Consider the following 18,145-nt stretch of genomic DNA (forward strand, 5'->3'; position numbering starts at 1 on the left):
TTCCTCACTGCTGCACTGTCTTGTTACTGTCTTGTTCCTCCGCCACCTTGGCCACGAAGGGGCTGGCGATGAGGACGAGGATGGCGAAGATGCCGCCGACAACGAAGGCGGTGTGCGCGCCATCGGCAGTGGCCTGAGCCAGGTCAGCGCCGCCGCGCATGGCCGCTTGCGTGCCGAAGGACAGCGCGGCGATGAGCACGGCGGTGCCTGCGGCGCCCGCCAGTTGCTGCAGGGTGTTGAGGATGGCGGTGCCGTGCCCGTAGAGGTGCGAGGGCAGCGAGCCCAACGCGGTGGTCATCAGCGGAGTCATGAGCAACGACAATCCCAGCGAGAACGTCAGGTGCATGGTGACCACTTCAACAGTGGTGGAGTTGATGTCCAGGCGGGTCATTGACCACACGCCCGCCGTCAGCAACAGCGCACCGGGGATGACCAGGGGACGCGGGCCAACACGGTCGTAGAGGCGACCGACGAAGGGCGCGAGGAGCCCGGAAGCGAGGCCGCCCGGCATGACCAGCAGGCCGGTCACCAGCGCGGAGACGCCGAGGGCGGTCTGGAGGTAGATCGGCAGGACCATGACCACGCCGAGCAACGTACCCATGACCAGCAGCGCCACCACCACGGAGACGGTGTAGTTGCGGATGGTGAAGGGGCTGAGGTTGAGCAGCGGAGTTTCCAGCTTGAGCTGGCGCCAGACGAAAATGGCCAGCGCCACCACGCCAACCGCCCCGAGGGTCATCGCCATCTGCGGGTGCGTGCCCAGAGAACTAAGTGCGTAGACCAGTCCACCGAACGCCAACGCGGCGAGGATGACGGAGAGCGGATCGAGGGGCGCCGTGGTGGTCTCCCCGACGTTGCGGATGAAGTAGGCGCCCAAGACCAGCGCGAGCGTAATCAGGGGCACGACCATCCAGAACAGCCAGTGCCAGGTGAACCGGTTGAGGATGAATCCGGACACGGTCGGGCCGAGCGCCGGGGCGACGGACATGACGATGGAGATGATGCCCATGATGGAGCCGCGTCGATTGGCAGGCACGACGGTCAGCGCAACGGTCATCAGCAGCGGCATGATCAACGCGGTACCGGCGGCTTGGATGATGCGGCCGGTGAGCAGAATCTCGAAGCTGGGGGCAATCGCCGCCACGATCGTGCCAACGAGGAAGCTGGACACGGCGGCGAGGAATACCTGCTTGGTGCTAAAGCGCTGCAGCACCCAGCCGGTGGTGGGGATGACCACGGCCATGGTGAGCAGGAATCCGGTGGTCAGCCACTGGGCCGTGGTGGCCTGAATATTAAAGTCCTCCATGATGGACGGCAGCGCGACCGACAGGATGGTCTCATTGAGGAACATCACCAGTGCGGAGGTGACCAACACGGTGAGGATGACCTTGACATCTGCGGGCAGTTTGTCGGGTCGGGAGGTGGTCCGGGAACTCACGTTGGGTCCTCTCAAAATGGATCAGGGGAAAGATCACCACACTAGCGCTTTGTTGACATGAACGCAAATCTAGCGATCTCCCCTGGTCCGGAGGGTTACCCCACCGGCTTCGCCGCTTCTCGACGCCCGCGTCGCCGCTCCTTCGCGGCATCCGCCGCGTCAGCGATCGCATCCACGCCCCGGTGCCACAGCAGTTCCACCGGCCCCCGGCGGAAGTAGTGCAACCACACCGCCGACAGCGCGATGAGGAAGGCACTGATTCCCACATAGATACCCAGGGTGGCCAGGGTGTACCACTGCCCCTGGATCTTGGCCGCCACACCGAATCCCCAGTCGTAGAAGATGATGGAGGCGATGAGGTTTTGCAGGATGTAGCAGGTCAGCGCCATTCGCCCCACTAAAGAGAGCCACTTTCCGGACAGCCCGAGCTTGTCGCGGTTGGCATAGAACGCGGCGACGGCAGCGAGCACACCGAAGGCCACCAGCGGGGAGGTGCCATAGCGGGTGGCGTACCCCGCGCCGAACTCGGTCAACCGCAAGGTCCAGTCCAGCGGGATACCGATGCCGAAGCCGACCGCCATGACAATGCGGCGCAGGCGGACCGATTCGGGCAGGAAGAGTCCAGCGCGATAGAGATGGGCACCGACGAGGAAGAGCCCCAATCCCATGACGAACATGATGGGGATTTCGCCCCGACCACCGAGGAAGTTGCTCAGACGGTCACCGACCATTTCCCAGTAGGAATCCGTAGTGCTGGGCGCGATAAACACGTCGCGCCCAGGCTCCACAATGTCTGAGCCCCGCTCGCCAGCATCAGCAAAGTCGGGCATGAGCTTGCCCAGCAGCCACGTCCCAGAGAATGAGAGGGCAATGAAGAAGAGGTGGGCGCCAAGGCCGATGTACATCCAGATTTTCTGCGCTCGAGGGCTGCGCGCCATGACGGCGGCGACAACGAGTGCGGTGAGGCCGTAACCCATGAGGACGTCGAACTCGAAGATGAAGATGTAGTTGAGCAGGCCGTCGAGAATAAGCACGAGGGCCCGCCAGGGGTAGCGGCCCGGCCAGGGCTCCCCGCGGCGGATGGCGGATTGGCGTTGGATCTCCAACCCAATGCCGAACATGATGGTGAGCAATCCAATGAACTTGCCATCCGTGAACAGGTTGAGCACGGTGCCGGAGACACGGTTGAAGGATCCGAGGAAGCCGTCTACTTCTGGGACTTCGGTGACGACGGAGCCGGAGAAAATCCAAATGTTGGTGAGCAAGGTGCCCAGGATGGCAATTCCGCGCAAGACGTCGAGCGCGAGGATGCGACGGGCCTTAGATACGGGTGCCAATGTGGGTTCTGCGGTGGTGCCTGTCACGGCGGGCTCCTCAGGGTCAGAGTCAGTCAGTTAAGAATGGGCTTAAAAGCACTGATGTCAGACTAAGGGACTCCCCACTTCCCTTAACTTAACCTCAGGCCAATCCTGAATGGCTCCTGAGATAGCCGGAAGTCCCACCAGGCCATATCCCGTCCCCGCATATCGCACGCCACTCCCCCGGAGCGGGCTCGTACAGCAAGCTCCCAGCCCCGGCCCGCGTCACCGCCAGGCCAACCACCCCCATCAGGGGGAGTAAGATATTCGAGGTTGGACACTCACGCCAGCCGTCGACAATCCTGTGCACTGGCCACGTAGTCTTCAGCCAAGATCTGAACTATCCGTCGGAGGTCCCCACCGCCATGCTCTCGCGCCGCCCCGCCCTCGCGGGACTCCTCGCCGCCGGTCTACTCCTCACCGGATGCACCATCGGCGAAGCGCGCGATGACGCCACAAGCACTGAGGCCAGCACCACCTCCGCCACGCCCAGTTCCACGGGAACGACGCGCGCCATCGCGCCGGAACAGCCGGCCTACACCACCGAGCGCTACCCCAGCGAGTTCACCGTCGTGGACAACAACTACGTCACCTGGTGGATGGTCACCTCGGCAGATAACACCCTGCAGTGCACGTTTAAGGAAGTCCACGGAGCCCCCAACCCCGTGGATAATCACCCGCCGCGCTTCGAACGTTGCGGCGCCACCTATCAGGACCCGCCCGAGGTTCCCTGGTTTAACACCACGGTCCCATCCAACATCGTTGCCTACAACCCGGAGATCGGGTTCCACGAAGGGTTTACCTCCGGCCCCCACACAATGGGCATCGGTGGCGAGCGCCTCGCGGCGGGCGAGAGCGTCGACCTGTTCGGTTTCCGCTTCACCCAATCCGCCGACGGCACCTTCACCGGTATCTACGACGGCAGCGGCTTCACTTTCAAGGACGGCGCCTTCACCGCCCTCTAGGCTGACCTACTTTTGTTCCGGCTTGACGATGGGGAAGAGCACCGTCTCCCGAATACCCAGGCCGGTCAGGGCCATGAGCAGCCGATCGATGCCCATGCCGCAACCAGCGGTCGGGGGCATGCCCTGCTCCATCGCGCGGAGGAAGTCCTCGTCTAAGACCATGGCCTCGTCGTCGCCTCCGGCGGCCAGGCGGGCCTGGTCCTCGAAACGCTCGCGCTGGATAACCGGGTCCACCAACTCGGAGTAGCCGGTGGCCAGCTCGAAGCCGCGAATGTACAAGTCCCACTTCTCGGTCACGCCCGGCTTGGACCGATGCTGACGGGTCAGGGGTGAGGTCTCAACCGGGAAATCCTTGACAAAGATCGGGCCGTGCAGCTGATCCTCACACAGCACCTCCCAGATCTCCTCGACGAGCTTGCCGTGCCCCCAGCCACCCTTAGCGGGAACATCGAGCCCGACGACTTCGGCGATTGCCTTCAGTTCCTCCACGCTGGAGTCGATGGTGACCTCCGGCTGGCCAGGGAACTTCCGCGCCAGCGCCTCGTTGAGCGAGGGGTACATCTCAATGGTCGTCCACTCTCCGCCCAGGTCGTACTCGCTGCCGTCGGCCAACGTCACCGTGGTGGAGCCAAACACGTCCATGGCGACGGCCTGCACGAGCTCGCGGATGGTGCGCGCACCATCGTTGTAATCACCCCACGCTTGGTAGGTCTCCAGCATCGCGAACTCCGGGCTGTGGGAAGAATCCACTCCCTCGTTGCGGAAATTGCGGTTGACCTCAAACACCCGGTCAATGCCGCCGACCACGCAGCGCTTAAGAAACAGCTCGGGAGCAATACGCAGATACAGGTCAATGTCCAGGGCATTGGAATGCGTCTGGAACGGGCGCGCCGCCGCACCACCGTGCAGGGTTTGCAGCATCGGGGTTTCTACCTCAAGGAAGCCCTCGTCCTCTAGGTGATGGCGCAACGCCCGCATGACCTTAATGCGCGTCAGGGCATTGTTGCGCGCCTGCTCCCGCATGATGAGGTCGGTGTAGCGGTGACGCACCCGAGTGTCCTCGCTCATCTCAGCAAAAGAGACGGGCAAGGGACGCAACGACTTCGAGGCCATCTGCCAGGAAGTGGCCATGACGGACAGCTCGCCGCGTCGAGAAGCAATGATGTGCCCGCGGACCGATACGAAATCGCCCAAGTCGGCGTCCGACTTCCAGGCGGCGAGGGACTCCTCGCCGACGATGGCCAGCGACAACATAGCCTGCACCTGGGTGCCGTCGCCGTCCTGCAGGGTGGCAAAGCACAGCTTGCCGGTGTTGCGCATAAAGATCAGGCGGCCGGTGACGGCCACCTCGGCGTCCGTCTCCTCGCCGGCCTGCAGGTAGGTAACGCCTTCTTGCTTGTCGACGTCCTCTCCTTCCGCCACCACGACGAACTTCTCCCGCAGGTCACGCAAAGAGATAGTGCGGTCGACGACAACGGGGTAAGGATCGATGCCGGACTCCATGAGGCGCGCCCGCTTCTCGCGGCGGATGCGCAGCTGCTCGGGAAGATCGTTGCCGGTCTCGGCCTTTTTTACCTGGGGCTTCTTCTGCTCAGTCACGACACCCAAGACTAGTCCATCGAGGTCACCGATACAGAACGCTGCGCGGGAGGCACTTTGTGCGTTCGTCGGCTCCACAAAGCTCGTCGTCCGATCAGGAAGATCAGCCGCCCCTTGTTATCTGATATCAGATTATGTATTCTGATATCAGATTAATTGTCCGCTCTAAGCAAGAAAGGACTCACCACCATGTCGCCATCGACACCGAACACCAACATCCCCGAGGCCGAGGTGGCCGACCGCCCCGTCGGCCACGACGGCGTGAAAGTCAACGTCACCGAGCAGGACGGATGGACGGGCGGTCCCGGCCTCGCCGGAGCCACCATCATCGTCGCCGCGCTCCTATTTATTGGCAGCATTGCCATGTTCATCCGGGCGATCATTCTCGCCGACGCAGGCAACGGTGGAGTCGGTCTCCTGATTCTTTCGGTGCCCATCTTCATCATTTCGCTCGTGATGTTCGGGATGGTCAAGATCATCTCGCCCGGTCATACGCGAGTGGTCCAATTCTTCGGCCGCTACCTGGGTACCAATCGGCGCACCGGCTTGTCACTCATTCCCCCGCTGGCCAACTCGACCAAGGTGAGCGTGCGCGTTCGTAACTTTGAAACGAACACCATCAAGGTCAATGACTCAGGCGGAAACCCGGTGGTCATCGGCGCCATCATCGTGTGGCAGGTCGCCGATACCGCGAAGGCGACGTTCTCGGTGGAGGACATGGATGAGTTCATTCATTCTCAGGCCGAGTCGGCTCTGCGCCATGTCGCGACGTCGCATCCTTATGATGGCGGCACGTCGCACAATCCCTCGCTGTCGGGTTCCACGGATCTGGTGTCGCAGGAACTCGCCGATGAAGTCGCGGCTCGCGTGAAGGTGGCCGGATTGGAGATCCTCGAGGCCCGGATCTCCGCCCTGTCCTATGCCCCGGAGATCGCCCAGGCAATGCTGCAGCGCCAGCAGGCCAGCGCGATCGTTGATGCCCGCGAGACCATCGTCGAAGGTGCCGTCACCATGGTCGAAGCTGCGCTCGACCAGCTGGAGGAGAAGGACATCGTTGAGCTCGATCCCGAGCGGCGCGCCGCGATGGTGTCGAACCTCCTGGTCGTGCTGTGCTCAGATTCCAACGCCCAGCCCATCATCAACACCGGTAGCTTGTACTCCTAGGTTTTCCGCGATGGCACGGAAGAACATTCCCCTGCGCGTGGACCCGGCGGTCCACGAGGCCATTGCGCGCTGGGCAAACGACGAGTCGCGCAGCGTGAACGCTCAGATTGAGGTCATGCTGCGCGATAGCCTACGCCGGGCGGGTCGCCTTCCCCGTGGGGTGGGTGACCTGCCGCGGCGTGGGCGGCCGCCCAAACAGGACTAGCTCAGCAGCCAGTCATTCGGCGAGAACAGCTCAAAGCGCACCGACTTGGGGGCTTTGTCGGCGGGCAATTCCAGCAAGTCGCCGCGCACCGCCTGGAGGAAGTCGTTGCCACCACAGAGGTAGACATCAGCACCAGCAAGGTCATGCGTATCGACGTCCACGCGTTCCCCCTCCGCGCGGTAAGCAATCTCCGCCTCCGCACGGGGCAGTTTATTTAACAAGGCCAGGGCCTGAGCGCGTTGAGCGTCCTCATGCTCGGAGGCATCTGCGTGAAGGTACAGGGTCGGACGATCGGAGCCGGTCTCGGCGAGGTGGGCGAGCATGCCCACCATCGGGGTGGAGCCGATGCCGGAGGAGATGAGGACGACGGGGGCGTCGGAATCCTCCAGCACCAAGTCGCCGGCGGCGAGGGTGGCCTGAATGGTGTCGCCGACCTCGATGCGCTCGCGCAGGAAGGTCGATACCTCACCTTCGGTCTCAACCGCGATGGTGTATTCGGTGGCCGTACCACCGATGATGGAGTACTGCCGCAACTGACGCGCACCGTCGTCAAGCACAACCCCGATGGAGGTGTACTGGCCAGGACGGTGCTCGGTGAGGTTTCCGCGCAGGGTGTAAGAGGTGACCGTGGGGCTGAGTTCCTCCTTCGCGGTGACGGTGACGTCGCGGAAGACGTCGCCCGGCGCGACGCCATCGGAGGCGTAGAGCGCCTCCTCGAAGGAGATGAGGATCTCCGCCATCGTCCAATAGACTTCGTCCCACGCCTCGGCTACCTCTGCGGTGACAACGTCCGCGCCGAGCACCTCGACGATCGCGGCGAAAAGATTGTCGTGGACGATCTGATACTGGTCCGGCGTGATTCCCAGTGATACATGCTTGTGCCCAATCCGAGCGAGCAAGTCCACCGGATCGGGGGCAGTGGGGTCGACGAGCATGCTCGCGAACGTGACCACGGAGGCGGCCAGCGCCTTCTGTTGTTCGCCGGACTTCTGGTTTCCGCGGTTGAAGGTGTGTGCCAGCAGCTCGGGGTGCTTGGCAAACATGGTGCGGTAGAAGGTCTGGGCGATGGTGGCGATGTTCCCGCCGACAAGCGGGAGGGTGGCCTTGATGGTCTCCTCATGCTCGGGAGTTAATTGGCGGTGGCGGGAGGTGGGTTGGGTAGGGACAAACACGAGGTCAGGTCACTCCTTCTGGCTGCTGGGTACCGTCCATTCTGGACGTGGAGGCGATTTTACCCGGCTTTTGCCGTACTTAATTAATAGTGGCGGAGTTCACTGACTCTTCACCTCAATATGGCCGCCTGGACACCTGCTCTCCCTAACGTTCAGTCCGTCTCATTTTCGGTTTAAGCCTTGGAGGGCACCACGATGTTGAAGGGTCTCAACCTTCTTTCCAGCAAGTTCACCAGCTCCCGCAGTTCCCTGACCTGCACGTACAAGTGCGGCAATGCGTGCTTCGGTAAATGCGAGAACCCGACTGACAACCCCTACTTCGGTGACCTCATCTCCCGCCGCTCGGCACTCAAGGCCGGCGGACTGACCGTGCTCACCGTCGGCGGCGGCGCTGCCCTCGCCGCCTGCTCCCCCGCCAACGAAACGGCCGCCAGCGGAGCCTCTGCGACGGCCACCACGGACTCCACCGGCGCGGACCACCAGTCAGCCAAGGGTCTGCAATTCGACGTCGTCGCCCCCAACGAGGATGACAAGGTCACCGTCCCCACCGGCTACGAACAGTCCGTCCTTATCGCCTGGGGCGACCCGGTCATCGAGGGTGCCCCGGAGTTCGACATCAACAACCAGACCCTCGCGGCCGCCGAGCAGCAGTTCGGCTTTAACAATGACTTTGCTGGCTTGTTCGAGCACCCCTCGGACCCCAACCGCATGGTGTATGTCTGCTCGCACGAATACACCACCGAGCCGCAGATGTTCCCCAACTATGACCCGGAGAACCCGACGGAGGAGCAGGCCCGCATCGGCATCGCCAACCACGGCCACACCATCCTCGAGGTGTCCAAGGTCGGCGAGACCGGGGAACTCAAGCGCGAGTTCGGCCCCCTCAACCGGCGTATCACCGGCACGACGGAGTTCCGCCTCGTCGGCCCGGGCGCTGGCTCTGACTACGTGAAAACCTCTACCGATTCCACCGGCACCAAGGTGCTGGGCACCTTCAACAACTGCGCCGGCGGTCTGACCCCGTGGGGCACGATGCTCTCCGGCGAAGAGAACTTCGACATCTACTTCGCCAACGCCGACGGGGTCAGCGACGAGCGGACCCGCACCTCCGTCGACCGCTTCGGCGCCTCCGAAGGTGAGTCGGACCGTAAGTGGGAGCGCTTCGATCCCCGATTTGATCTAGCCAAGGAACCCAACGAGTTCAACCGCTTCGGCTACCTCGTGGAAATCGATCCTTTTGATCCCACCTCCACCCCGGTCAAGCACATGGCCAACGGCCGCTTCAAGCATGAGGCCGGCAACATCCACATCACCGATGACGGCACGATCGTGTGTTACTCCGGCGATGACGCCCGCTTTGAGTACCTGTACAAGTTCGTCTCCGCCAAGAAGATGAAGGAGGGCGATAAGGCGCACAACATGACCATCCTCGACGAGGGCACCCTCTATGTCGCGATCATGGAGGGCAACTCCCCGCAGAGTGAGATCGACGGTTCCGGCGAGCTGCCGTCCGATGGAGCTTTCGACGGCGAGGGCCGCTGGGCCAAGCTCATGACGGTTGATGCCAATGGCCAGGCAGAATCCCACGTCGATGGGTTCAGCGGCGAAGAGGTGGCCATCTTCACCCGCGAGGCCGCCGATGCCGTCGGCGCAACCAAGATGGACCGCCCCGAAGATGTGGAGATCTCCCCCACCACCGGCAAGGTCTACATGGCCTTGACCAACAACAAGTACCGCGGCGCAGCCGAGAAGTCGAAGGAAGACGTCCGGGAGTACGCCCCGATCAAGGAGAACAAGAACGGCCTCGTCATGGAGATCGACGATGATCACGCGGGCGAGAAATTCACCTGGGATCTCGTGCTCGTCTGCGGCGATCCGGATGAGGCGTACACCTACTTCGGCGGCTTCGACAAGGCCAAGGTCTCTCCGATCTCCTGCCCAGACAACCTGGCCTTCGACGAGTTTGGCAACCTGTGGATCTCCACCGACGGCAACGCCCTCGGTTCTAACGACGGCCTGTACGCCATGACCGTCGAGGGCAACAACCGCGGCGAGGTGAAGTGCTTCCTTACCGTGCCGTTTGCGGCCGAGACATGTGGGCCGATCGTAGAGAAAAACCGGGTGATCGTTAACGTCCAGCACCCGGGTGAGACGGATGACGCGACCGTCGAAAAGCCTGCTTCCCACTGGCCGGACGGTGGCAGCTCGGCACCGCGCCCCGCCGTGGCGCAGGTCTGGAAGGCCGACGGCGGTCAGATCGGCGTGGCTAAGGCTTAGCCACCTTCCCTTTGCAAGGCTCCACAGTTGCCCACTGTGGGGCCTTGTTTCCGCATGTGCTTCTACCCCCACGCGCTGAATGGGCGGCCCATGTGGGTGGTTATATCCTGGGCGGATCAGTGATTGTCATCCCATCCCCTACCCCCCGGGTGACCTATGCCACTTTATGTGAGAAGGTTAGCAGTGACCTTGACAAAACCTGGCGTACGGCGCCGTCTTTGACGATTCCGCGGCCTTTTCACTCCAACCGAGGAACCAGATGAACTCACTCATCCTTGTCTTCATCGGCGTCGGCATGATGCTGGCTGGCTACTTCCTTTACTCCCGATTCCTCGGGAAGAAGGTCTACCAGCTCTCCGATGGCTATAAGACGCCTGCTCACACGATGACCGATGGGGTGGATTACGTCCCCACCAACAAGTTCGTGCTGTGGGGACACCACTTCACCTCCGTGGCCGGAGCCGCCCCCATCGTCGGCCCGGCCGTCGCTGTTATTTGGGGCTGGCTGCCTGCATTCCTGTGGGTGACCATCGGCACCGTCTTCATCGCCGGCATGCATGACCTCGGCGCACTGTGGGCGTCCCAGCGCCACAAGGGCCAGTCCATCGGCACCTTGTCGGGCCGCTACATCGGCGCCCGCGGCCGCAACCTCTTCCTGGTGGTCATCTTCCTGCTGCTGCTCATGGTCGTCGCGGCCTTCGCGGTGGTGATCTCCAACCTGCTCGTCTCCACCCCGAGCGCCGTCATCCCGACGTGGGGCGCGATCATCGTCGCCCTGTTCATCGGCCAGGCCATCTACCGCTTCAAGTGGAACCTGCCGCTCGTCTCCGTCGTCGGCGTGGTCGTCCTCTACGCCCTCATGATCATCGGCGACCGCTTCCCCATCGCCCTGCCGGATTCCGTCCTCGGCATGAGCCCGAACGCTTTCTGGATCGTCGTCCTGTTCATCTACGGCGGCATCGCCTCCCTCCTGCCGGTGTGGGTGCTGCTCCAGCCGCGTGACTACATCAACGGCCTCCAGCTGTTCGTCGGCCTGGGCATTCTCTACGCCGCGTTCATCTTCACCGCCCCGACCATCGTCGCCCCGGCCGTCAACGCGAACCTGCCCGCGGGCACCCCGCCGATCTGGCCCCTGCTCTTTGTCACCATCGCCTGTGGTGCGATCTCCGGCTTCCACGGCATCGTCGCCTCCGGTACCTCTGCCAAGCAGCTGGACAAGGAAACCGACGCCCGCTTCGTCGGCTACTTCGGCGCCATCGGCGAGGGTCTGCTCTCCCTGGGCACGATCATCGCCACCACCGCTGGCTTCAAGACCATTCAGGATTGGGAAGCCATCTACACCGCCTTCAACAAGGGTGGCGTCAACGCCTTCGTCGAAGGCGGCGGCAACCTCATCAACGAGGGCCTGGGTATCCCGAACTCCCTGTCCGCCACCATCCTCGCCACCATGGCCGTGCTCTTCGCGGCCACCACGATGGACACCGGCGTCCGCCTTCAGCGCTTCGTGGTCCAGGAAATCGGCGAGATCGTTGGGGTGAAGATCACCGGCGCGGTAGCCACCTTCATCGTCATCATCGTGGCCCTGGGTCTCACCTTCTCCGCGGGCGGCGACGGTTCCGGCGGCATGCTCATCTGGCCGCTCTTCGGTACCACGAACCAGCTCATGGCGGCCCTGACGCTGTCCATCATCTGCGTCATCCTCACCCGCCTGCGCCGCCCAACCTGGCCGGTCCTCATCCCGCTGGTGTTCGTCCTCGTGGTCTCCATGTGGGCCGCAGTTGTTCAGATCCGCGGCTTCTACGATGCCCAGAACTGGCTGCTGCTCGCCCTCGACATCGTCATCATCATCTGCGCCATCTGGGTCACCATCGAGGCCTTCGCCGCGATGAACCGGGCCCGCAACGAGGAGCCGGTGGTGTGGACCGACGATGACACCGATGCCCCGCTGCCTGCCTCGGTATCGCAGAAGGGCTAGGTCTCTGTGTCGATGTTTCGGGACAAGCTGAAGGCATTCACGGACGGGCTCACCGAGTACTACGCGGGCCCCTACCGGGCCATGTTTGTCAAAGCTCAGCAACAAGAAGATGACCTGTTCATGATGCTGGTCATGTCCGAAGCCCTCGGCGTCCCGAACCCCGCCAGCTATTACACCCTAGAGATGCTGCCGATCATCTACGAGGACTTCCATGACTGGCACCGCCGGATGAACATGGAACACTCACCCTTGGAGAACATTCAATGCTGTTAGACCTCACTGACTCCACCCGCGTTATCTTCTTCGGCGGGAAGGGTGGGGTGGGCAAGACGACGGTGGCCTCGGCCACCGCCACGGCCCTCGCACAGTCCGGCAAGAAGGTCTTGTTGGTCTCCACCGACCCCGCGCACAACTTGGGCCACCTGTGGGAGCGGCGCATCGGCGACCGCATCACCACCGTGCGGGACAACCTCGATGTCATTGAGCTCGACCCGGCAGCCACGACGGCCCAGCACCTCAAGGACGTCGGTCACACGATCCGGGGGATGATGCCGGAGCACCTCCACGGCGAGGTGAAAAAGCACCTGGAGTTGGCCGCTCAGTCCCCCGGCACCCACGAGGCGGCGATCCTGGAGCGGATCGCCTCCCTGGTGGACACCGAAGCCGACAACTATGACCACGTTGTCTTCGACACCGCTCCCTCGGGGCATACCTCCCGCCTCATGGCCCTCCCGGAGCTCATGGCGGCGTGGACCGATGGCCTTCTCGACCGGCGCGCCAAGTCCGAGCACCTGTCATCGGTGGCGCGTGGGTTGGCCCCGACTGGTCGCGATCACATTGTCACCGGCGCGCTCAACCCCGTCGATCGGCGCAATCAACAGCTGCGTTCCCTGCTGCTCGCCCGCCGCGCCCGCTTTGAAAAACTCCGCTCCGTGCTCACCGATCCTCAGCAGTGTGTGTTTTTCATCGTGCTCACCGCCGAGCGCCTCCCCGTCCAGGAAACCCACGAGTTCTATCGGGAGCTGCGGTCCTCCGGCGTCCGCGTCGGCGGGTGCATTGTCAATCGTCGCTCACCCGTCGACCAAGGTGACTTCCTCGCGCATCGGCATGCGTTGGAAGAGCAGGCCCTGCGGGCCCTATCGCTTAACGACGTCCCCGTGGTCCAGCTCCCCCTCCAGTCCGGGGAGATCACCGGACTCGCCGGAGTCGAGGAGTTCGCCGCGCTGCTGCGCTAGTGCTCTTGCCCTAAATTGCGGAAGCCGATACCTAAGGGCAGGCCCACGTTATCGATTAGGCGTACGCCGCCGATTGTGGCGGCGACGAGCAGCCGGGCATCCCCGCTATCTGGCGCTTCCCCGAGGTCGGGGCCGCGGACCTCCAGATACTCCGGCTCCACACCCGCGGTCGCCAGCACTGACCGGGCGACGTCCAGCACGGCGTCCGCCCCCTGTTCAGCGGCGTGTGCACCCGCGGTGAGCGCCGCGGAAAGAGCGAGAGCTTGTTCTCGTGCAGCCTCGTCCACGTTCGCATTGCGGAGGGACACCGCGATCCCGTCGGGCATGCGCACCGTCGGCACGCCATGCACCATGACCGGTACATGCAGGTCCGTGACGGCTGATTGCAGGGCGCGGATCTGCTCGTAATCCTTCTCCCCCACGACGATATCGCTCGGGCCAACGATGTTGAGCTGGGTGAGCAGCTGGGTGAGCACGCGGGCAAGCTCGTCCACCGGTTCCAGGCGGTGATCAGCCGGGCGGACAACAGTCCGCAGGCCCTTGGGCCACAATTCCTCCGCGGAATAAGCCCACACGGCGTCGACGTTTTCCGCCGCCAGCTCAGCCGGGACATCCGTTCCAGCCCAGGCCACAATGACGACCGCCCGCGGAAGGCGTCGCGCGGCTCTAATCAGGGCAATGTGTCCCGCGTGCAGACCTTCTCCCAACGGAACCAACACCACGGGGCGCCCCGTCGTGCGCATGGCCCGCGCGAAGACAGAGATGTTCGCGGTGGAGAACTCGTGTGCCTGCCCAAACTCAAAACTCATGACAGCCCCTCCCGGCCGATCGCCCACAGCTCTACATCGTCTTGTTGCGTTAATTCGCCCAAGCGGCGCTGCGTATCGCGGAAGATCCGCGCGAACCCGGGGTCGGAAATAGATTTCCACTGCTCAGACAAACCACCGGGTCCCATGACGGGAGGTGGTCCAGCGAAGTAGAAATCGGAGTTGATGATCTCCTCAGCTTTTTCTTCATTCCCGAGCACATTGGTTACCATGTCAACGGCATCGTGGCGCAGGCTTCGAATGGCATCCGCATAGGTCATGGCAGCAGCGAGGGCCAACCGCTCGCCATCAGCCACGTGAATGACGTTGGCTCCGATCTCCGCAAGCATGATTTCGGCGACGGAATAGCCCATCTCATCCACCGTGGTCACAGCCCAGTGGGTATCGCTCAACCGTCCGGCCGCGATGACCACTGCGCCTTTCACCTCGAGTGGGTCAAGGACCTGCACGCCCTGGGCAAGGCACAGATGAACGACAATCTGGCCGCGTCGAATATGCGGCTCAAGAGCATCCACTGCTTCCGCCAAGGAGCTCTCTCGCACCATGAGAAGGATCAAGTCCATGTCCTCCCACGGCAGGGAACCTCCCACGGGCCAATGCAGGTAATGGCCCGCGCTTTCCATTAATTCCGGAAGCCGAGCCAACTGCTCACGATGGTGTTGGTCACTATCGACGTACACGCCCACCCGCATCCGGGGTGCCTGCATGAAATCTCCTCAGTGGTTAGTTCTACTCGTTGCGCTGGGAACGGGCGAGGAGCTCAGCCACGGAGACTCCGCCCTGTTCATCGCGGCGGCGACGCCCGCGTCGGCCCTCGTTGATCACCGGCTCGGGAGTGACGGGCTCAGCTACATCGGGTTCCTCCGTGACGACGTTAAACCCAGCGCCATGCCGCCCCACATAGGTTGGGGTGACCTCGGGGGTCTCCTCTTCGGGGGTTTCCACCTCTGCGAACGTCTCGGTGAACGTTTCGGTGAACGATTCCTCGGTGCGGTGCACCCCACCCTGTTCCCAGGACACGGCTTCGAAGGCGCCCGTGCTGAAAGCCCGGGTGGTTTCCTGCTCGCGCCGCTGGTTTTCTGCAATGAGCTCGGCCAACGGGTTCGGGATCGGGCGCGACGGGGTCTCCTGCTGGCCCAGGCGACCGGCGACGGCATCGGAGGACGGCGGGCCGGTGTGGATGTGACTGAAGTCCGGCACGGGAGACTCGTAGGGCTCCGGCTCGGGCTCGGGTTCCGGCGTGGGCGCTGCAGCCACGGCAGCGGCGTCCTCCAACTCGAGGATCCGGCGGGCCTCCGCGCGCAGGGAGGCAGGTTCATAGCCGAACTCGCGGCCCGAGAGGTCTTCCAATTGGGCGCGCAGGGCTTTGAGCTCGCGTTGGATATCGGCCAGGACTTCGGACTCGCGGGTCCGCATCTCCTGGAGAAGCTCCAGTTCTTGGGAGGGGGTTCCGGCCCCGGCGAGGACTCGGGAGTGCGCGAGTTCCCGTTGGTGTTCCAGTTCTACGTCCTTGGCTTCGGCCGCCTTCCGCGAGCGAAACACCAAGAAGGAGCCGAGGAGGGCTGCCCACAGCGCGGCGAGCAGGGCCAACTTGAGGGCAACAGCACTATCCGTTAGCAGCATGACCAGGCTGGCGATGAAGGCGACAACAATGAGCGCGATCAGCAACAGCTGACCGCGGTCGGTGCCTTTCCATACGTTCCGGTCGTCCATGGGCTCCACTCTAACCAACCATCTCTCCATCGGAGGGTGGCGGTGTCTCGCAGTGTCGTTCGAGATAGAGGCCCGCGGCCGACAATGCTAGGCCGCCCAGAGCGGAGGCCAAGACCCCGGGCAGGTCCTCGGAAGCGGCCACGAGTTGATCCACGCGCGGCAGAATATAGGACGCCATGCCGAGGTAGCCGCCGCCGAGGATCGCGCCGGTCCAGGCGGAGGCCTTTGCTAGCACCAAAAACTGGGCAGCCGTGACGGGATTAAGTTGGCTGCGGTCCTGACCGATGCGGCCCTCGTCGAGGCGGGAGCGGACCTTCCACCCCAGGAAGAGGCAGAGCGCCGCCAGTGCCCACAAGGTGATGGAGACCGTGACGGGGATGGCAGTCATGGAGCCATAGAATCCCCAGGTGAGGATCGCGGCAACGGCGGCGGTGAACCCTCCGGCGGCGACCAGTCCGATGATGGGGGTGCGTTTCATAGCAGCGACCCCACTTCTTTGATCGCGGAGACCTCAACCGGATCGAGCTCGGCGACCCATTCGGCAACCGGGCGCCCGCGCAGAGTCGCGGAAGGGTCCGCGGCGAGCCAGGGCACGAGGACGAAGGCCCGTTCGTGGGCGAAGGGGTGTGGGAGGGTGAGCACCGGGTCGTCGGAAAGCACTTCCTTTCCCTCCTCCATGACCTGCACAATGTCGACGTCGAGGGTGCGGGGACCCCAGTGCCGGACCCGCCGCCGCACGGCGGCATCCTCCAGGGCTTGGCCGCGACGAAGCAGCTGACGTGGGGTACCGGGGACGTCGATAAGCACAACCGCATTGAGGAACTCACCCTGATCCTCGACGCCCCACGGCGGAGTGGAGAAAACCGGGGAGGCGGCGACGATGTCGGCGCGAAAATCGTCGACTACGGTGCCCAGCAGTGCGCGGCGGTCCTCCAAATTCGACCCGATGGAGAGGACGGCGCGCATCAGGCGTTCCTGAATTCCGCGCGGGTGCGACGCGAGCGGCGGGCGACGACGGCGACATCGGCAAACGTGTGCGGGATCGGAGCGGAGGGTTTGTGGATCGTGACCTCCACCGCGTGGAGCAGGTCAAAGCGCGCTAAGGCCTCGTCGGCGATAAGTGCCGCCACCGTCTCAATGAGATCGCGGGACCGCCCCGACACCACCGCGATGGCCATATCCGCCAACTCGGCGTAGCTGACCGTCAGGCGCAAATCATCGCTCGCGGCGGCAGGGGCGGTATCCAACCAGCAAGTGATGTCGACGATAAACAGCTGGCCATCACGCTTTTCCTCGGGGAACACGCCGTGGTAGCCGAAGCACTCCAGGCCGCGTAGTTCGATGCGATCAGCCACGAACCCCACCCCCTGAACCGCCGGAACGCCACAGGGCGGCGACATCGACGGCATCGCGGGAGACGGGGACGTTGTGCACGCGCACGCCCCAGGCCCCCATCTGCGCGGAGATGGCGGTGACGGCAGCGGTGGCAGGATCGGCGTCAACGGGCGCGCCCGGCACCCCGCGATCATCGCGGACCGCCGCGAGGAAACGCTTGCGGGAAGCGCCGACGAGGACGGGGAACTCGCCATCGATAAAACTCGGAAGGGCGTGGAGCAGATCCCAGTTGTCCTCGCGGGACTTGGCAAAGCCGAGGCCCGGATCGAGGACGATTCGGTCAGAGGACACACCCGCCTCCAGGGCGTTGCTGACCAATTGCTCAAGCCGCTCACGCACATCGCGGACCACATCCCCACCGTGATCGGCGGCACCGGAGGCATCACCGAAGCGGACGGTGCGCCAATGCATCAGGCACACGGGAAGGGCAGTATCGGCCATGACGCGGTACATGTCCGGATCGGCGAGGCCACCGGAGACATCATTAATCAACGAGGCCCCCGCCTCCGCGGCCACCACAGCCACCGAGGCGCGCATCGTATCCACCGAGGTCACAATGCCCTCTTGGGAGAGTGCGGCGATGACGGGGGCGACGCGCTCCGCCTCCAGCTGGGGGTCCACGCGCGTAGCACCCGGGCGGGTCGACTCGCCGCCGACATCAATCATGTCCGCGCCCTGCTCCACCAACTCCCGCCCGTGCGCGATAGCGCGGTCGATGTCGAGCCACTGGCCGCCATCAGAAAACGAATCTTCCGTGACGTTGACAATGCCCATGACCAAGCAACGCCCCGGAACGGTGAGGTCTGCAACGCGCATGTCCCC

Annotated in this window: 18 protein-coding genes; 7 read left to right on the forward strand and 11 right to left on the reverse strand. The window is 63.7% G+C overall.

Translation table 11 applies throughout. The annotated features are described in order from the left end of the window. Window positions 1-4: 4 nt before the first annotated feature. Together CTEST_RS11465 and CTEST_RS11470 are read right to left on the reverse strand one after the other, a co-directional pair. On the reverse strand, window positions 5-1,438 hold the full coding sequence (locus CTEST_RS11465; protein WP_047253841.1) for an MDR family MFS transporter: 1,434 nt from the start codon (window positions 1,436-1,438) through the stop codon (window positions 5-7). Between the two features lie 95 nt (window positions 1,439-1,533). After that, window positions 1,534-2,802 (reverse strand): DUF418 domain-containing protein, encoded by a 1,269-nt coding sequence (locus tag CTEST_RS11470; protein WP_052844389.1) that lies wholly within the window; start codon window positions 2,800-2,802, stop codon window positions 1,534-1,536. A 359-nt stretch (window positions 2,803-3,161) separates the two neighbouring features. Here CTEST_RS11470 and CTEST_RS11475 point away from each other — a divergent pair, with 359 nt between their 5' ends. Continuing rightward, window positions 3,162-3,761: a hypothetical protein gene (locus tag CTEST_RS11475; RefSeq protein WP_047253842.1), complete on the forward strand. Its 600-nt coding sequence runs from the start codon at window positions 3,162-3,164 to the stop codon at window positions 3,759-3,761. A gap of 6 nt (window positions 3,762-3,767) precedes the next feature. Here CTEST_RS11475 and lysS read toward each other — a convergent pair whose 3' ends face one another. Further along, a complete protein-coding gene (gene lysS / locus CTEST_RS11480) occupies window positions 3,768-5,360 on the reverse strand; it encodes a lysine--tRNA ligase (protein WP_047254438.1) in 1,593 nt (530 codons plus the stop codon). Window positions 5,361-5,549: 189 nt separating this feature from the next. Between lysS and CTEST_RS11485 the strand changes: the two genes are divergently transcribed. Next, a complete protein-coding gene (locus CTEST_RS11485) occupies window positions 5,550-6,524 on the forward strand; it encodes an SPFH domain-containing protein (protein ID WP_047253843.1) in 975 nt (324 codons plus the stop codon). Window positions 6,525-6,534: 10 nt separating this feature from the next. After that, window positions 6,535-6,729: a hypothetical protein gene (locus tag CTEST_RS11490; protein WP_047253844.1), complete on the forward strand. Its 195-nt coding sequence runs from the start codon at window positions 6,535-6,537 to the stop codon at window positions 6,727-6,729. On the opposite strand, the gene CTEST_RS11495 is transcribed toward CTEST_RS11490, so the two are convergent. Beyond that, window positions 6,726-7,901 (reverse strand): globin domain-containing protein, encoded by a 1,176-nt coding sequence (locus tag CTEST_RS11495; protein WP_047253845.1) that lies wholly within the window; start codon window positions 7,899-7,901, stop codon window positions 6,726-6,728. The genes CTEST_RS11490 and CTEST_RS11495 overlap by 4 nt on opposite strands. Window positions 7,902-8,096: 195 nt before the next feature. Between CTEST_RS11495 and CTEST_RS11500 the strand changes: the two genes are divergently transcribed. From CTEST_RS11500 to CTEST_RS11515, 4 genes are all read left to right on the forward strand, one after another. Next, entirely contained in the window at window positions 8,097-10,178 is a 2,082-nt protein-coding gene (locus CTEST_RS11500) for a PhoX family protein (RefSeq protein WP_047253846.1), read from the forward strand. Between the two features lie 259 nt (window positions 10,179-10,437). Further along, window positions 10,438-12,153: a carbon starvation CstA family protein gene (locus CTEST_RS11505; RefSeq protein ID WP_047253847.1), complete on the forward strand. Its 1,716-nt coding sequence runs from the start codon at window positions 10,438-10,440 to the stop codon at window positions 12,151-12,153. 12 nt (window positions 12,154-12,165) lie between these two features. After that, window positions 12,166-12,426 carry a cory-CC-star protein gene (locus CTEST_RS11510; RefSeq protein WP_047253848.1) on the forward strand — a complete coding sequence of 87 codons (261 nt, stop codon included), beginning with the start codon at window positions 12,166-12,168 and terminating at the stop codon, window positions 12,424-12,426. After that, window positions 12,417-13,388, forward strand: coding sequence for an ArsA family ATPase (locus tag CTEST_RS11515; protein WP_047253849.1), 972 nt, complete (start codon window positions 12,417-12,419; stop codon window positions 13,386-13,388). The genes CTEST_RS11510 and CTEST_RS11515 overlap by 10 nt, the downstream gene beginning before the upstream one ends. Here CTEST_RS11515 and CTEST_RS11520 read toward each other — a convergent pair. The 7 genes from CTEST_RS11520 to folP are packed head-to-tail and all read right to left on the reverse strand — an operon-like array spanning window position 13,385 to window position 18,139. Further along, window positions 13,385-14,197: a pantoate--beta-alanine ligase gene (locus CTEST_RS11520; protein ID WP_047253850.1), complete on the reverse strand. Its 813-nt coding sequence runs from the start codon at window positions 14,195-14,197 to the stop codon at window positions 13,385-13,387. The two genes, CTEST_RS11515 and CTEST_RS11520, sit on opposite strands and share 4 nt — an antisense overlap. After that, entirely contained in the window at window positions 14,194-14,922 is a 729-nt protein-coding gene (locus CTEST_RS11525; protein WP_047253851.1) for a 6PGD fold domain-containing protein, read from the reverse strand. The genes CTEST_RS11520 and CTEST_RS11525 overlap by 4 nt, the downstream gene beginning before the upstream one ends. A gap of 22 nt (window positions 14,923-14,944) precedes the next feature. Beyond that, the gene (locus tag CTEST_RS13145) at window positions 14,945-15,928 is read right to left on the reverse strand and encodes a DUF6779 domain-containing protein (protein WP_144413280.1); all 984 of its coding nucleotides are present in this window, start codon (window positions 15,926-15,928) and stop codon (window positions 14,945-14,947) included. A 10-nt stretch (window positions 15,929-15,938) separates the two neighbouring features. Next, a complete protein-coding gene (locus CTEST_RS11535) occupies window positions 15,939-16,406 on the reverse strand; it encodes a DUF3180 domain-containing protein (protein WP_047253852.1) in 468 nt (155 codons plus the stop codon). Then, window positions 16,403-16,894 carry a 2-amino-4-hydroxy-6-hydroxymethyldihydropteridine diphosphokinase gene (gene folK / locus CTEST_RS11540; RefSeq protein ID WP_047253853.1) on the reverse strand — a complete coding sequence of 164 codons (492 nt, stop codon included), beginning with the start codon at window positions 16,892-16,894 and terminating at the stop codon, window positions 16,403-16,405. The genes CTEST_RS11535 and folK overlap by 4 nt, the downstream gene beginning before the upstream one ends. Continuing rightward, window positions 16,894-17,283: a dihydroneopterin aldolase gene (gene folB / locus CTEST_RS11545; RefSeq protein WP_047253854.1), complete on the reverse strand. Its 390-nt coding sequence runs from the start codon at window positions 17,281-17,283 to the stop codon at window positions 16,894-16,896. The genes folK and folB overlap by 1 nt, the downstream gene beginning before the upstream one ends. Continuing rightward, entirely contained in the window at window positions 17,276-18,139 is an 864-nt protein-coding gene (gene folP, locus CTEST_RS11550; protein WP_047253855.1) for a dihydropteroate synthase, read from the reverse strand. Before folP ends, folB begins: the two co-directional genes overlap by 8 nt. Window positions 18,140-18,145: the final 6 nt, after the last annotated feature.

It is taken from the genome of Corynebacterium testudinoris (assembly GCF_001021045.1).
In the GTDB taxonomy this organism is placed as follows: domain Bacteria; phylum Actinomycetota; class Actinomycetes; order Mycobacteriales; family Mycobacteriaceae; genus Corynebacterium; species Corynebacterium testudinoris.

Bases quoted from the DNA above. Each gene is read 5' to 3' on its own strand.
- folK (WP_047253853.1), bottom strand. From the start codon at position 16,894: ATGCGCGCCGTCCTCTCCATCGGGTCGAATTTGGAGGACCGCCGCGCA.
- CTEST_RS11510 (WP_047253848.1), top strand. From the start codon at position 12,166: ATGTTTCGGGACAAGCTGAAGGCATTCACGGACGGGCTCACCGAGTAC.
- CTEST_RS11475 (WP_047253842.1), top strand. From the start codon at position 3,162: ATGCTCTCGCGCCGCCCCGCCCTCGCGGGACTCCTCGCCGCCGGTCTA.
- folP (WP_047253855.1), bottom strand. From the start codon at position 18,139: ATGCGCGTTGCAGACCTCACCGTTCCGGGGCGTTGCTTGGTCATGGGC.
- CTEST_RS11505 (WP_047253847.1), top strand. From the start codon at position 10,438: ATGAACTCACTCATCCTTGTCTTCATCGGCGTCGGCATGATGCTGGCT.
- CTEST_RS11485 (WP_047253843.1), top strand. From the start codon at position 5,550: ATGTCGCCATCGACACCGAACACCAACATCCCCGAGGCCGAGGTGGCC.
- CTEST_RS11500 (WP_047253846.1), top strand. From the start codon at position 8,097: ATGTTGAAGGGTCTCAACCTTCTTTCCAGCAAGTTCACCAGCTCCCGC.
- CTEST_RS11490 (WP_047253844.1), top strand. From the start codon at position 6,535: ATGGCACGGAAGAACATTCCCCTGCGCGTGGACCCGGCGGTCCACGAG.
- CTEST_RS11535 (WP_047253852.1), bottom strand. From the start codon at position 16,406: ATGAAACGCACCCCCATCATCGGACTGGTCGCCGCCGGAGGGTTCACC.
- CTEST_RS11515 (WP_047253849.1), top strand. From the start codon at position 12,417: ATGCTGTTAGACCTCACTGACTCCACCCGCGTTATCTTCTTCGGCGGG.
- CTEST_RS11520 (WP_047253850.1), bottom strand. From the start codon at position 14,197: ATGAGTTTTGAGTTTGGGCAGGCACACGAGTTCTCCACCGCGAACATC.
- CTEST_RS11525 (WP_047253851.1), bottom strand. From the start codon at position 14,922: ATGCAGGCACCCCGGATGCGGGTGGGCGTGTACGTCGATAGTGACCAA.
- CTEST_RS13145 (WP_144413280.1), bottom strand. From the start codon at position 15,928: ATGGACGACCGGAACGTATGGAAAGGCACCGACCGCGGTCAGCTGTTG.